The organism is Limnoglobus roseus (assembly GCF_008254045.1).
In the GTDB taxonomy this organism is placed as follows: domain Bacteria; phylum Planctomycetota; class Planctomycetia; order Gemmatales; family Gemmataceae; genus Limnoglobus; species Limnoglobus roseus.
Genome location: NZ_CP042425.1, coordinates 7,468,086 through 7,481,717, shown reverse-complemented (window position 1 = coordinate 7,481,717; position 13,632 = coordinate 7,468,086). Strand labels below are relative to the sequence as shown.

Annotated in this window: 12 protein-coding genes; 4 read left to right on the top strand and 8 right to left on the bottom strand. The window is 64.0% G+C overall.

Annotation, left to right across the window (positions count from 1 at the left end; all coding sequences use genetic code 11):
• Nucleotides 1-2: 2 nt before the first annotated feature.
• The 7 genes from PX52LOC_RS32120 to PX52LOC_RS32090 all read right to left on the bottom strand — a co-directional run bounded on the left by PX52LOC_RS32120 (nt 3) and on the right by PX52LOC_RS32090 (nt 7,334).
• Entirely contained in the window at nt 3-1,217 is a 1,215-nt protein-coding gene (locus PX52LOC_RS32120; RefSeq protein ID WP_149113913.1) for a ribonuclease D, read from the bottom strand.
• Nucleotides 1,218-1,244: 27 nt separating this feature from the next.
• Nucleotides 1,245-2,135 carry a sugar phosphate isomerase/epimerase family protein gene (locus PX52LOC_RS32115; RefSeq protein ID WP_149113912.1) on the bottom strand — a complete coding sequence of 297 codons (891 nt, stop codon included), beginning with the start codon at nt 2,133-2,135 and terminating at the stop codon, nt 1,245-1,247.
• Between the two features lie 74 nt (nt 2,136-2,209).
• On the bottom strand, nt 2,210-3,478 hold the full coding sequence (locus PX52LOC_RS32110; RefSeq protein ID WP_149113911.1) for a Gfo/Idh/MocA family protein: 1,269 nt from the start codon (nt 3,476-3,478) through the stop codon (nt 2,210-2,212).
• A 108-nt stretch (nt 3,479-3,586) separates the two neighbouring features.
• A complete protein-coding gene (locus PX52LOC_RS32105) occupies nt 3,587-4,369 on the bottom strand; it encodes a putative hydro-lyase (RefSeq protein WP_149113910.1) in 783 nt (260 codons plus the stop codon).
• Entirely contained in the window at nt 4,366-5,301 is a 936-nt protein-coding gene (locus PX52LOC_RS32100; RefSeq protein ID WP_149113909.1) for a glutamate cyclase domain-containing protein, read from the bottom strand. The genes PX52LOC_RS32105 and PX52LOC_RS32100 overlap by 4 nt, the downstream gene beginning before the upstream one ends.
• Before the next feature lie 6 nt (nt 5,302-5,307).
• Nucleotides 5,308-6,024, bottom strand: coding sequence for an RluA family pseudouridine synthase (locus tag PX52LOC_RS32095; protein WP_168219338.1), 717 nt, complete (start codon nt 6,022-6,024; stop codon nt 5,308-5,310).
• Nucleotides 6,021-7,334, bottom strand: coding sequence for an amidase (locus PX52LOC_RS32090; protein ID WP_149113907.1), 1,314 nt, complete (start codon nt 7,332-7,334; stop codon nt 6,021-6,023). The genes PX52LOC_RS32095 and PX52LOC_RS32090 overlap by 4 nt, the downstream gene beginning before the upstream one ends.
• Before the next feature lie 48 nt (nt 7,335-7,382).
• On the opposite strand from PX52LOC_RS32090, the gene argC reads away from it, so the two are divergent.
• The 4 genes from argC to PX52LOC_RS32070 are packed head-to-tail and all read left to right on the top strand — an operon-like array spanning nt 7,383 to nt 10,980.
• On the top strand, nt 7,383-8,402 hold the full coding sequence (argC, locus tag PX52LOC_RS32085) for an N-acetyl-gamma-glutamyl-phosphate reductase (protein WP_149115683.1): 1,020 nt from the start codon (nt 7,383-7,385) through the stop codon (nt 8,400-8,402).
• Between the two features lie 2 nt (nt 8,403-8,404).
• Nucleotides 8,405-9,196, top strand: coding sequence for a TIGR02996 domain-containing protein (locus PX52LOC_RS32080; RefSeq protein ID WP_218575196.1), 792 nt, complete (start codon nt 8,405-8,407; stop codon nt 9,194-9,196).
• The gene (locus PX52LOC_RS32075; protein WP_149113906.1) at nt 9,197-10,309 is read left to right on the top strand and encodes a TIGR02996 domain-containing protein; all 1,113 of its coding nucleotides are present in this window, start codon (nt 9,197-9,199) and stop codon (nt 10,307-10,309) included.
• On the top strand, nt 10,306-10,980 hold the full coding sequence (locus tag PX52LOC_RS32070; protein WP_149113905.1) for a hypothetical protein: 675 nt from the start codon (nt 10,306-10,308) through the stop codon (nt 10,978-10,980). Before PX52LOC_RS32075 ends, PX52LOC_RS32070 begins: the two co-directional genes overlap by 4 nt.
• Here PX52LOC_RS32070 and PX52LOC_RS32065 read toward each other — a convergent pair whose 3' ends face one another.
• The gene (locus PX52LOC_RS32065) at nt 10,981-13,614 is read right to left on the bottom strand and encodes a serine/threonine protein kinase (RefSeq protein WP_149113904.1); all 2,634 of its coding nucleotides are present in this window, start codon (nt 13,612-13,614) and stop codon (nt 10,981-10,983) included.
• Nucleotides 13,615-13,632 lie beyond the last annotated feature (18 nt).

Genomic DNA, 13,632 nt, shown 5'->3' with positions numbered 1-13,632 from the left:
GGTCAGGCCGGCTTTGTCTCGGCCGGGGCGACGCGAAGTGGGTGCTGCGAACTCGCGCTCTCGACGATCAGCGACCGCTTCCCGTCGAGGAACGCTTCCAGTTCGGGCAGCACGACTCGCTGCCGCCAGCCCGTCTTGAGGGCCGAGTGCCCGAACGGCGTACCGCCCGGTTGGCGCGCCCGGACGAGGCGTTTCAGGTCGGTCGTCGTTGCCACCAAGTTCGATGCCATTTTGTTCCGCGCGCACCACTCGGACAGGATCACGCCGAGCAAACTCGACAACAACAGGACGTGCGGCGGGTCGTTCTCGCGGCCCTCCGGCTCCGGGCACTCGCCGACCGGCAGCGCCTTCGCCCGGCGGATGGCTTCCAGAATGTGCGGGGCGTCCGTCTTCGTGATGCCGCGGTAGCTCAGCAACTCTTCGAGTTTGCCCGGCGGCCGACGGGCGAGGTCGCTGAGCAGGTCGTCCCGGACGACCGTCCGCGGCGGCCGATTCCCCTGCGCGGCCCGCTGGTCCCGCCAATGGTACAGTTCTCGGGCCACTGCCAAGCTGCGGGAGTCCAGGCCACCGATGCCTTTCAACTTCCGCCACTTCTCGACGGCGGGGTCGTCGCTCACCGACCGCCGCACGAACGCGGCAAACTCTTCCGACGCCCAGTCTTCGCGGGTGAGCCGGCGGAGCTTTTCGTGGAGTTTCTTCCAGATCGGGATGAGGAACCGCACGTCGTCGAAGGCGTATTGTTGCTGCGACGAGGTCAGCGGCCGCCGCCGCCAATCGGTGAGCGTCTCGCCCTTGTGCAACCGCTGGCCGAGAAGTTCTTGTACGAGGCTGGCGTACCCGATCGGGTAGGTGAAGCCGACCAGTCCGGCGGCGATTTGCAAGTCGAAGACGTGGGCGGGTGGGCGGCCGATGCCGAACTGGCACATCCGCATTTCTTCGCGGCCGGCGTGGACGATCACCACCCGCTGTGGATCGACGACCAGTTCCCAGAACGGCTTCAGGTCGCCGCACGTGAGCGGGTCGATGAGGTACAGGCGTTCGGGCGTTGCCACCTGGACGAGGCACAAGTCCGGACGGTATGTGTCTTCGCCGACGAACTCCGTGTCGAACGCGATGTGCGGACACCCCGCGAGGTGGGTCAAACACTCTTCCAACGTCGCGGGGGTCGAGACGATCAGTTCCGGGAGTTGCGGGGGCGCGGTCGGTTTTTTCGGCATCGGCTACGCAGGGTAGGGGAAGGCGAGTTACCCTAAGCCTAAGACTTTGTTCATCCGTTCGGCCACCTCTTTCAGTTCCTTTTCCCCGCCACCGCTCACTTCGGCGGTCGCCCAGCCGTCGTAGCCGACCTCCGCGAGGGCTTTCAGAACCTCCGGCCAGTTCTCGTCCCCCTCGCCGATGGCGACCCACTTTTTCGTGTTGCTATACCCCTTGAAGTCGAACTTCAGCATCCGCTTGCCGAGCTTGCGGATCCAGTCGGCCGGGGGCACGCCGTACTTGACCATGTTGCTGCAATCGAAGTACGCCCCGACCCACTCGGACTTGAAGTCGTCCACGTACTGCACGAGCTGTTCCGGCTTCGTGATGAAGTTGTTCCACACGACTTCGATGGCGATTTTCACCTTCAGCTTCTCGGCCAGCGGCAACGCCTTCCGGATTTCGGCCTGCGACCGCTCGTAGCACTGCTCGTAGGTCACGTCCTTGTTCACCACGCCGGGCACGAGGAGGACGGTGTCCGCCCCAACTTTGTGCGCGTCGTTCAACGCCCCCTCGAACGCCTTCAGTCCCTTCGCGCGAACCTTCTCGTCGGGGCTAGAGAGGGTATCGTTCCAGTGGACCGAATCAATGACGCCGTGGATGGCGATACCGGTTGCGTCGCGGGCTTTCACGAGATCGTCGAGGTCGATCTTGCTCGGGCTGTTGATCTCGACACCCAAGAAGCCGAGCTTCTTGACGAGTTCCAGCTTCTCCTGGTTGCTCCCCTTGATGTTGATCATGTCGAACTTGACGGCCTTCTTCAGCTTCGGCTTCTTCGCCGTGGTGTCGTCGGCGGCCCACCCCGCGTGGGAGGCGAGCACGGCCGCCGTGATGGAGGTCGAGTAGTTGAGGAAGTCCCGGCGGCCCAGCAGAAACGTCATCGCGTGTTCTCCGATCCGAAATGAAGGAAGCCGGGAGATCGTACCCCCGGCCGGTAGGAATGTCGAAGGGAAAGTTACACCGCACCCGGGCGGGCCACGGCCGGGACTGCGTTCGGCCCCCACTCGTAACCCTTCGGGGCGAGGGACATCGTGGACGCCATCATGTCCTTCCACAAGAGCCGCTTGCCGCTGTAGCCCGCCTCGCGGCCGATGATGCCCATCATGCTGCTCTGGGCGGCGATCTCCATGTCGTTGATCGGCTTGCCGGCCCGGAGCGACGCGATGAAGTCCTTGTGCTCCTGCACATACATGTCGTTCTCTTCGCCGCCGTAGGTCCACTTCGCGCTGCCGGCGGAGATCGTGTGGCCCATGAGCTTGGCGATGCCCTTCGACCCGAACACGATGTCGCTGACTTCGCCGAAGCACTTCGGCATCTGGCGACAGTACGAGAACACCCGCTGGCCGTTGGCATATTCGAAGATCGTGCTGAAATGGTCGAAGATGTTGCCGTACTTCGGGTCGGTCCGCACCTGCCGGCCGCCGAGGCCGGTGGCCGCGATCGGGAGTTCGTCCTTCAGCACCCACATCGCCTTGTCGAGATTGTGGCAGTGTTGCTCGACGATGAAGTCGCCCGACAGCCACGAGTAGTAGTACCAGTTGCGGATCTGGACCTTCATCTCGTCCCAGTCCTTGCCCACGTCGCGGTACCAGATCGGGCCGGTGTTGTACGTCGCCTGAATGTTCACCACGTCGCCGATCATGCCGTCGTGGATGCGCTTGACGGTTTCCCGCTTGCCGAACTCGTAGCGGTAACAGTAGCCGGACGCGCAGAGGAGGTTCTTCTCTTTCGCCTTCTTCGCCGACTCCATCACGGAGCGGACGCCGACGGGGTCGACGGCCATCGGCTTCTCGGCGAAGACGTGCTTGCCTTTGTCAACGGCGTAGGCGAGGTGCACCGGCCGGAAGCCCGGTGGCGTGGTCAGGAAGACGATGTCGCAGCCGGCGTTGTCGATGAGTTCCTTGTAGCCGTTGAAGCCGCTGTAGAGGCGGGCTTCCGGCACGTCGACGCGGTCCTTGAACTGCTTCTTCAGGGCCTCGTGGGCGGCATCACGGAAGTCGGGGAAGATGTCGCAGATGGCGACGAGCTTGACGTGCGGGTCGGCCATCATCGCGTCACGAACGGCTCCACGACCCCGGCCACCGGCCCCGATGAGGCCGATCTTCAACGTGTCGCTCCCGGCCGCGTGGACCGCCGGCGCGGCGAGGGTCGCGGCGGCTGCGGTAGCGGCGGTCGTCTTCAGGAATGTCCGTCGGGAAGAATGTGCGGTGGCGGGTTGTGTCATGGTTCACCTGAGAAAAGCGGCGGGAGGGATACGGGTATTATGCTGACCACGCCGCGAGTTGTCATGCGAGAAATTGCTTGAATTCCTGGCGATATCTGAGGTTTGTTTTCAAACCTGCTCCAACTCGTGGTCGCGCAGATCTGTGAGGAACATGTGCCCCGGCTTGTGGGTGATCGCGAACGGCGGCCGCGCCTTCATCAGGGCCGCCTGCGGGGTCACGCCGCACGCCCAGAAGACGGGGACTTCGTCGGTCCGGATTTCGACCGCGTCGCCGAAGTCGGGCTTCGCGATGTCGGTAATCCCGATCGCGGCCGCGTCGCCGAAGTGAATCGGGGCCCCGTGGGCGAGCGGCAGTTTCGCGCAGATGGTCGTCGCCCGAATCGCCTGTTCGGGCCGGAGCGGCCGCATGCTCACGACCATCGGCCCGTGGAACCGCCCCGCACTCCGACACGCGATGTTGGTCCGGTACATCGGCACGTTCACGCCTTGCTCGATGTGTCGGACCGGGATGCGGGCTTCGAGCAGGGCGTTCTCGAAGGTGAACGAACAGCCGATGACGAACCCCACGAGGTCGTCCCGCCAGTGATCGCGGATGTCCGTCGGTTCAGCGGTGAGTTCGCCATTTTCCCAGATGCGATAGGCCGGCAAATCCGTCCGCAGGTCGGAACCGGGCGCGACGGTCTTCGGCTCCGGGTCGCCGGGTTCGGTCACGTCGAGCAGCGGGCACGGCTTCGGATTTCGCTGGCAAAACAGCAGAAAGTCGAAGGCCCAGTCCTTCGGCAGCAGGACGAGATTCGCCTGCACGAAACCGGGTGCCAAGCCCGGCGTCGGGCCGGTGAGTTTACCCGAGCGGCAAGAAGCTCGGACGTCCGCCCCCGTTGGTCGCGTCATAGTGCCAGAATCTCCCGGATGCGGACGAGCGGCTTCACGTACTCGTCCCAGGTGAGGCCGTCGACGGTGGCCGTCTTCTTGCCCGTCACCCCGTCGATGAGCGGCCCGGCCCGCACCATGGATTCGAGGATGCGCTTCTCACGGTCTGGGTCGAACAGGTCGATCGTGGGCCGCATTTGCAAAAGGACGAACAGCCCGGCGGCGAGGGCGTACGCGCCCCAGTTGCTGACCCCGGCCACGATGAGGTGATCGGTCGGCACGCGGCAGTGAATCGCGTCGCCGTTGGGCACGTTCGCGAGAACCGTTTCGTGCGGCACCTTGCCCATGCCGATCTCGTTCCCGCCGTCGCCGATGCCGATCGTTTCCCACCCGCGGGGCGTGTCATCATCTTGCGAGAATAGGTGGGTCGCCGGCAGCATCAGGTCGGTGATGTCACGGCCGCGCATCGTCCGGCACCGGCCGTCGGCCGCGGGGCCGGGGCGTTCGATGGAAATGACGTGCGTGACCCCACCGACATCCCGGCCTTCTGGCGAGATGTTGTCGATTAGCAGATCGTTATCGTCACGCCCGTTTTTCTGGACCCAGTGGTGCGGAATACCGGACTCGATGATGCCGCGAATGACGGCCCCGTAACACCCCGGATCGGTGGCGAACTTCGCCCAGACCTTCAACTCCACGAACGCGCGGACCAGGAACACGGCCCCGAGTGGGCCGTCGGTTTCGAACCGCGGCGGACTGACCGACGGGATGATGAACCCGGTGACGACGAGCGGGATGAGGTTCGGGTGGACGGCGAGGCTGTGGCAGGCGGCCTGGAAGTCGGTCGCCGTGGCCGTGAAGAGGTTGTTGCCCGGAACCGTGGCCAGTCCGCGGTTGCCCGGATCGACCTGCACGGCGGCGAGAATCGCAACCAGTTTATCAAGGTCTGTCATGGCAGCTCACCCGTTCAGCAGCTTCGCGAACCGCCCCCGCCACGCCTTCGGAACCTCCGCCGTGATCGTCGTCGGGTTGTGGGTCGTCGGGTGCAGGAACGTCAAGGACCGCGCGTGTAAGCCGATCCCGTCACCGAGCCGTTGCGCCGACCCGTACTTGGTGTCGCCGTAGATCGGGCTGCCCCGCGACGCGAGTTGGACCCGCAGTTGGTGTTTCCGCCCGGTGTGCGGCCGCAACTCCAGCCAGACGAGGCCGGCGTGCCGGTTACGGACAGTGTACAGCAATCGGGCCGCCTTCGCGCCGGGCGTGTCGGCTTCGACCACCTTCACCCGCTGTTCGTTGTCGTCGTGAAGGAGGAAGTCGTCGAGCGAGCCGGTCTCGCGGAGGTTCCACGGGTGCCGGTCCCCCGGCTTGCTCTCGATGACGGCCCAGTACACCTTCTCGACGCTCCCCTCGCGGAACTGCTCGCTCAACCGTCCGGCGGCCTTGCTGGTGCGGGCGAACAGCAGTGCCCCGCTCGTGGCCTTGTCGAGCCGGTGAACGACACCGAGGAAGACGTTGCCCGGCTTCTGGTGCTTCTCCTTGAGGTAGCTTTTCACGAGCCGGTCCACGGTTTCGTCCGTGCCGTCGAAGTGCGTCGTCGGCCACCCGCTCGGCTTGTTGATGCCGATGCAGTGGTTGTCTTCGTGCAGGATGTCGAGCAGCTCTGCGAACGAACTCATGCCGGCACCGGGGGCAAGCGGTGGGGAAAGGCGAAACATCGCTCGGCCCACGCGGCGGATGCTAATAAATGTGGCTCATTGTTGTCGCCCGCGATTAGCTGTATCGACACGGGAAGGCCGACTTCTGATCGCCCGGCTGGAACGGAGACTGTGGGGTACTCCAAAAAGCTCCAGGGGAAGTTGAAGACCGGCCGGCCCGTCGTCTCCAAACTCGGGGGGAGGTCGCTTGTCGCCGGGGTCATGAGAACGGTGAACTCCTTGAGAGCTTTCTTGAACTGACGACGGAGTTGAATTCTCAATCGAGAGGCGTTACTCAAGTCAATCGCGGTGCTCATTAGCCCCTGTTGAATCAATTCTCGGATGCGCGGCGGGTAGTCGTCCCCGTGACGATTGAGACGTTCGGCGTGGACCGACGCTGCCCCCACGGACATGGTTGTCAGGTGTGCGGATGGTATTTCAGAGAAACCTGTTGGCAGCTTCAATTGCCGAACCTCTGGAGGTTCAATCGCACGAGTTGCCGTGCGGTAGATCTCAAGCAAATCTGGTTCGGCGGCGTCAAAGTAATCGTGGAGTTGATACAGCTCTACTTGGTCGGGGCCTGAATCGACAAGCGATGTGCATGCAAGCACAGGTGCGGCAATCACTTCGAACAAAATCGCCAAATCTCGTACACAATTTGCCATCACACCGACATGATCGAGATCCGGGGCGAGCGGCAGCACACCCTCGACGCTAACGCGACCGTAGCTCGGCTTCAGACTGCACACGCCGCAGTAGCTCGCCGGCCGAGTGAGGCTACCGCCGGTCTGCGTGCCGAGTGCCCCGAGGCACATGCCGCACGCCACGGCGGCGGCGCTGCCGGAACTGCTGCCGCCCGGCGTGCGGTCGAGGTTCCACGGGTTCCGCGTCTTCGGCGGGTCGGTGAATGCGAACGGCGTCGTGACCGTCTTCCCCAGGATCAACGCCCCGGCCGCCCGCAGCCGCTCGACCACGGTCGCGTCGCGGCGGGCGTAGCTGTTCGCCCACAGCTTCGAGCCGCAGCCGGTCGGCATGTCGAACACGTCGATGATGTCCTTCACGCCGATCGGGATGCCGTGCAGGGGGCCGCGATAATCACCTTTTTTGACGGCGTCTGTCAGTCTCTCGGCCTCCCGCCGGGCACGTTGCCGGTCCAGGTAGACCCAGGCTTGCACCGCCGGTTCGTAAATGTCGATTCGCCGGAGGCATTGTTCCAGGAGTTCCGACGGCGTGAGTTCGCCGGTGCGAATCAGCGGGGCGGCGGCGGAGATCGTGAGCGGTTCGTCGGGCATGATGCGGATATAGTAACGAGACAGGAGCGAAAACACGAACGGTGAATGATGAACAAAGTGAAATGTGCCGTCCTCGGGGGGTCGGGGTACACGGCCGTCGAGCTACTGAAGATTCTGTTGCGGCACCCGCACGCGGAAGTCGTTGCGGTCACGTCGCGGCAGGAAGCGGGTAAGCCGGTCTCGGCCGTACACCCCGTTTTGACAAACCGCTTCGACCTGCCGATGGAGAACCTCGACCCGGCCGCGTTACAGGCGAAGGGCGTCGAGTGCGTGTTCGGGTGCCTCCCGCACGGCACGAGCATGGAAGTGATTCCGCCGCTGCTCGATTTGGGAATGCGGGTCATCGACCTGAGTGCCGACTACCGCCTCGCCGACCCGGTGGTGTACGCCGAGTGGTACAAGGAAACGCACCACGACACGGCGAACCTCGAACACGCCGTGTACGGCCTGCCGGAATTGTTCGCCAACGCGATCCGGGGGGCAAAACTCGTCGCGAACCCCGGGTGCTACCCGCAGACGGGCATCCTCGGCCTCGCCCCACTGATTCGGGCGAATCTGATCGAACGAGAAGGCATCATCATCGACAGCAAGTCGGGCGTCTCCGGGGCCGGCCGCACGCCGAAGTTGTCCACGCTGTTCCCCGAGTGCAACGAGAGCGTCTCCGCTTACGGCATCGGCACGCACCGGCACACGCCGGAGATCGAACAGGCGCTGTCGATCGTGGGGGACGGGCCGGTTCAGGTGATCTTCACGCCGCACCTGATGCCGATGGACCGCGGCATTTTCAGCACCATCTACGCGACGCCGCGACTCCCTCTCGACGAGGGGCGGTTGGTCAAGATCTACAAGGAGTATTACCGCGGCAAGCCGTTCGTGCGGGTGCGGGACACGCTGCCGGCCACGAAGGACACGGCCCACACGAACTACCTCGACCTGTACGTGAAACTCGTCCGTGGCCGCATCCTGATTCTCGCCGCCGAAGACAACCTCGTCCGTGGGGCGAGCGGCGTGGCCGTGCAAAACTTCAACCTGATGTTCGGTTTCGACGAAACCACCGCCCTGGAATGACGATGCTGGAAGAACGGGAAGCCTTCCTCCGTGCGATCTTCGACGCGCCCGACGACGACGTGCCGCGGCTAGTCTACGCCGACTGGCTGGAGGAAAATGGCGAAGAAGTAGCTGCAAAGGCGATCCGGCTTTCGATCTCGTGCTTTCGTGCCGAAGATGAACGAACGCGGGTTGAGTATCTTCACGAGTTTCAGCGGCTGAAATGGGAGAATCCGGAAGTCGTTAATCACCACGACGGGTTGTTTCGGAATGTCCTCGAACGAGGACGTGATTACGATTTTACTTCCGGACAGTTCACCGTTGCCGAACTGCTCGACGAACAGGCGTTCCGGGTGAGCGCCCTTGCGAAACCTTGGTTGTTCGGGGTTTGGCGGGCCGCGGTCATGGCACCCACCGAGAGGATCGTCGATTCTCGCCCGTTCGACACCCTCTTCCATTCCATTGCCCTCCGAAAAGTGTGTGAACTCGACTTGGCCGGTGATGAAATGCCCATCGTGGCAAGTACCGTGACCGACGACGGTGGCGGATTGATCGGGCAGCCGACCTACGAGTCACGTCTCATTCCAACCATTTCCCTGGGCGGCATCGAGGCTTTGGCGAAACACCGACTTTGCAAACGGCTGACCGGACTGAACCTGACCAACAACAACCTCGGCAACGATGCAATTCGGTATCTCGCGAGGTCGCCATATCTGGATAATCTGAGCCGTCTAGAAATCGCCGAAGGTAACAACTTCCGCGGCCGGGTGTGGCAACTGCTTATCGAGCGATTCGGCGAGGAGGTGGTGAGTTAAATGACCGACGCGAACCACTTTCTGGCGGCGATCATCGCGGAACCGGAGGACGACCTCCCCCGGTTGGTGTTTGCCGACTGGCTCGAAGAGATCGGCGACGACACGCGCGCGGAGTTCATCCGCCTGCAGTGCCTTTCGGTCCGCGCGCCCCTCACGCCCGGCGAGCGAGTCACCGTTGAGGCCCGCATTCGGGAACTGCTGGCCCTTCACCGCGATCGGTGGGCGATCCCCGGCATCACCGGCGTCCAGAAGTTTCGCCGTGGGTTCGTCGAGTACTTGTACATCAAGGCCGTCGACTTCCTCCGCTTCGAACGGCACATCGCGAAGAACGCCCCGGTCGTGCGCCTTCGATTGAGTACGGCGGCCACCCACTTGGCGGCGCTCGCGAACGTGCCGTTGTTCAGCCGGTTGCGCGCTTTGGAGTTCGTGAACGACGAACTCGCCGGGCGGTTGCGGATCATTTTCCGGCCGGACTTGTTCCCGGAACTCCGCTCGCTGACCCTTCAGAACAACCGCCTCTGGGCCGAAGACCTCGCGACGTTGACGCAACTGGCCGACAGTTGGCCGAAGCTGAATCGGTTAAACCTGTCCGGCAATCCGTACTCGGACGACGGGTTGGCGACTCTTTCGGCCGCGGCCGGCCTCCGTTCGCTCCGCGATCTCGTCCTCCGGTCCGACGGGCTACCATTCGTCGATTGCATCCATGCCACGGGGGTCGCGGCGTTCACACAGTCCACGGCACTGCACCAACTCCGCCTCCTGAACTTGGCCGGCCACCACATCGGCGACGCCGGGTTCCGAACGCTGGTCGAATCGCGGAACGCTCAGCACCTCGAAGTCCTCGACGTTTCCCAAAACGACATCGGCCAAATCGGCCCCGAGTGGGCTGGGGCACTCGCGGCGTCGCCGTACCTCCGGCGGTTGCGGGAACTCAATCTGTCGCGGAACACTATCGATCCGCTGGCGGCCGAGGTGTTGGTCAAGTGGCCGCAATTGAAGAGTGGCTGCACGGTCGATCTCCGCGGGTGTACCCTCTCGCCAGAGTCGCGGCAGTTGCTGGACGAGTCCGCGTACCGCCAACAGTTCCAACTCGACGAAGGAGAGCCGGCATGAAGATCGTCCTCGCACTCGTTTGGTGCGGTTTTGCGACCGCAGCGATGCCGGCGGCCGACAAGTACACCGTGAAGCACGAACAAACCGAACCGCCGAAAGAGTTGAACGATGCCGTGCGAGAACTGTTCGCCAAGGAGTGCGAGGTGGTGAAGGACGCGGCCGGCGGCACGGTCGCCGAGATTTGGTTCCGCACCGAAATCCCGGGGAAGGGCACGCCCGACCAGGTCAAGAACGGCCTCACGTACCGCGAACTCGTCGAGACGAGCATCGTCGCGGCCGTCCGCTTCCCGACCGCCTTCATCGACTACCGCAAGCAGGAGATCGCGGCCGGCGTCTACACCCTCCGCCTCGCCTTCCAGCCCGAGAACGGCGACCATAAGGATACGGCCCCCTACGCGGAATTCGCCCTCCTTTGCCCGGCGGACAAGGACACGAAGACCGACGAGATGGAGCCGAAGGCACTGTACAAGCTCAGCTTCGCGTCCGCCGGCGGGGAACACCCCGGCGTAATGCTGCTCTACCCGAATTCGGAGAAGGGGGACGGGCCGAAACTGACCGACCGCGGGGCGGGCGTGTGGACCCTGAACGTGCGCCGGAAGGTGACGGCCGAGGTCGGCACGGCCAACCTCGGGTTCGCCCTGACCGTCGCGGGCCATAGCAAACTGCGGTGACTACTCGGGCGGAACCCCGACGGCGACCTTGTTCGCCCCCCACGAGGCGAGCGGCGACGACTTGGGATACCGCAAGAATGAGGTGTTGTCGTCCGGGGCAGAGGCGAGGGTGACGTTGTCGGCGACCGCCGGCTTGGCCGGAAGATTGCCTTCGCCCGAGTTCTTGTCACGGACGTTGTCATCGGCCTTGAATTTCGGTAACGCCCCGGCGTTCGGGACGTTCGCAATCCCGGCTCCTTTCACGTCGGCGAAGTAGTTGCGGGAGAAGTTCACGTCCGTGCCCGCGGGCGGCAGGTCTTGCGTGGCGAAGAAGGCTCCGTCGCGGATCGTGTGGAACGTGTTGTTCGTCGCCGTCAGGCGGAACGGCGAGTCGGCCGGGAACGGTTGTCGGACCAGCACGCCGTGCGTGAGATTGTAGAAGCGGGTCCGGCTGATCTCGACGTCGCGGGCGGGGGTGTCGAAGACGATCCCGGCGTTGCCCGGGCCTTCGATTCGGCCGTTCGTGATCGTGATACCGCTGTTAAGAATCGTGCCGGCCCCCAGGCTCTTTTCTGGCGCGGCGAACTGAATCCCGCCGTCGCCGTCCGGGGACAACTGGACCCGGACGCGGTTCAAAGTGATGGGTTTGCCCGCCTCACCGGCCACGTTCTCGAACCGGATGGCCGACCTCTTGGCCCCGCGAACGGTCACGTCTTCGACCCGCACGGCCGACTGCGTGTTCGTGACGACGAGGCCGAAATCGACGGCGTTCTCGGCGTCGAAAACGATCCCGCGAATCGTCAGCCCGCGGGAACTGCGGATTTCGAGCAACCGCTTGGAGTTCGTCCCCGGCTTCGCGGTCCACCGGACCGGCTTATTGACATCGTCGGCCTGGATCGTCAGGTCTCTCAGCTTCCCCGACGCATTGAGGGTGAAGGGCGATTCCGTGTGGCTCTCGTCCAGAATGACGATCGTCGGGCCTTCGCCCTCTTTCCGCTTGCCCTCGTCGAATTCGGGCCGCTTGTTGATCGCCAGCATGGCCTCGAACACCGACTTGAACGTCGGCGCGTTCTCCGGCCCCTTGCCCTGGGTGACGTAGAGCCGTCGGTAGTCGAGCTGCGTGTTTTGCGGGACCACCGGGTCGCCACTCGCCGATCGGTAGATGGCGTAACCAATTCCGAGGAAGGCCACGACACCGGCGGCAATCCCGGCCCAGAGGTACTGCTTCCGGCGCGGGGGCAGCGGCAGGGGGGCCGCTGGTTCGGGCGCGGAGACGGGGAGCTTCTTCGCACTCTTCTGCTTCGGCGTCCGCTGCGTCTCGGCCCCCTCGCGCGGCGACGTGTCGTCGGCCAAACTGTCCCAAACGCCGACCGGTGCCTCTGCGACCACGGTCTCTTGCCGACTGGGGGTGGGGGTGTTGACGACCTTGGCCCGCGACGACCCGGGGCCCGACGAACTCTTCGCGAACGGCGAGCGGAACTCGGTGGTCGATGACGACGAAACCCCGTGCGGGCCGCCCCCCGCGAGCGGCGCGTTCGTGACTTGGCGGTTCGCGTTCGCGGTCCCGCCCATCGCGGCCGGCGACAGCGCTGGCAGTTCCTTTTCCGACGGCGGCGAGATCGGCGATTGAACGAATTCTTGCAGCGCCGCCATCACCTCCGCGGGCGTTTGGTATCGCTCGTCCGGGTCTTTCATCATCAGCTTTTCGACGACGCGGATGATCTCCGGTGGGACTTCGGGCCGGATCTGCGCGATCGGCTTGGGATCGCGGGTCTGGTGCCAGAGCAACTTCTGGGCGACCGAGCCTTCGGGGAAGGGCGGGAGGCCGGTCAACAGGTAGTAGAAGGTTCCGCCGAGCGAATACAGGTCGGCCCGGATCGTCACCGTGTGGCTATCGACGGCCTGCTCTGGGGCGAGGTAGTCGGCCGTACCGAGGACGTTCTCGTCGTACTTCTTGGTGAGCGAGTCATCCTCGTCGTTGAAGAACCGCGCGAGGCCCATGTCGAGGATTTTGACCACGCCGGTGCGGTCGACGAGGATGTTGCCCGGCTTGATGTCGCGGTGGATGATCCCCATCTGGCTGGCGTACTGAAGGCCCAGCGCCGAGCCGTAGATATAGTGGCACGCCCGGTACGGGTCGAGCGGCCCGCCGCCCCGCTTCACGATGTCTTGCAGATTAACGCCGTCGACGAACTCCATGACAAGGAAGTGCAACCCCTCGTCCTGATCGATGTCGTAGGCCCGCACGATGTTCGGGTGGTCGAGGGCCGCGACGGCGCGGGCTTCGAGGTAGAACCGCTCGCGCGAGGCGTCGTCCAGGCCCTTCGACGCCGGCAGCACCTTCACCGCTACCCGGCGGCGCATCAGTTTGTGTTCGCACAGGAAGACCTGTCCCATCCCGCCGACGCCGAGCTTTTCGAGCACCTTGTACTTGCCGATGGTGAAGCGCTTCCACTTCCCTTGCAGGAGTTGTTCGGCTTGGAAGTAGGTCAGGACCGCGTCGCGGACGAGTTTACCGGCGCACTTGTTCGTCTCGGTGGGGAGGGGGCCAACTTCCTTTTGACGATTGAGGTAAGTGGTGAGCTTTGCCTCATCGACAACGCCACTCTTCTGGATGAGTTCCAGGAATTCATCAACTGTGGCCGGTGCGGGCATTAGCAACACTCCGGGGGC

What these genes read in the sequence shown, in the direction of transcription:
- PX52LOC_RS32120 (WP_149113913.1), bottom strand. Translation starts at nt 1,217, where the DNA reads ATGCCGAAAAAACCGACCGCGCCCCCGCAACTCCCGGAACTGATCGTC.
- PX52LOC_RS32115 (WP_149113912.1), bottom strand. Translation starts at nt 2,135, where the DNA reads ATGACGTTTCTGCTGGGCCGCCGGGACTTCCTCAACTACTCGACCTCC.
- PX52LOC_RS32110 (WP_149113911.1), bottom strand. Translation starts at nt 3,478, where the DNA reads ATGACACAACCCGCCACCGCACATTCTTCCCGACGGACATTCCTGAAG.
- PX52LOC_RS32105 (WP_149113910.1), bottom strand. Translation starts at nt 4,369, where the DNA reads ATGACGCGACCAACGGGGGCGGACGTCCGAGCTTCTTGCCGCTCGGGT.
- PX52LOC_RS32100 (WP_149113909.1), bottom strand. Translation starts at nt 5,301, where the DNA reads ATGACAGACCTTGATAAACTGGTTGCGATTCTCGCCGCCGTGCAGGTC.
- PX52LOC_RS32095 (WP_168219338.1), bottom strand. Translation starts at nt 6,024, where the DNA reads ATGAGTTCGTTCGCAGAGCTGCTCGACATCCTGCACGAAGACAACCAC.
- PX52LOC_RS32090 (WP_149113907.1), bottom strand. Translation starts at nt 7,334, where the DNA reads ATGCCCGACGAACCGCTCACGATCTCCGCCGCCGCCCCGCTGATTCGC.
- argC (WP_149115683.1), top strand. Translation starts at nt 7,383, where the DNA reads ATGAACAAAGTGAAATGTGCCGTCCTCGGGGGGTCGGGGTACACGGCC.
- PX52LOC_RS32080 (WP_218575196.1), top strand. Translation starts at nt 8,405, where the DNA reads ATGCTGGAAGAACGGGAAGCCTTCCTCCGTGCGATCTTCGACGCGCCC.
- PX52LOC_RS32075 (WP_149113906.1), top strand. Translation starts at nt 9,197, where the DNA reads ATGACCGACGCGAACCACTTTCTGGCGGCGATCATCGCGGAACCGGAG.
- PX52LOC_RS32070 (WP_149113905.1), top strand. Translation starts at nt 10,306, where the DNA reads ATGAAGATCGTCCTCGCACTCGTTTGGTGCGGTTTTGCGACCGCAGCG.
- PX52LOC_RS32065 (WP_149113904.1), bottom strand. Translation starts at nt 13,614, where the DNA reads ATGCCCGCACCGGCCACAGTTGATGAATTCCTGGAACTCATCCAGAAG.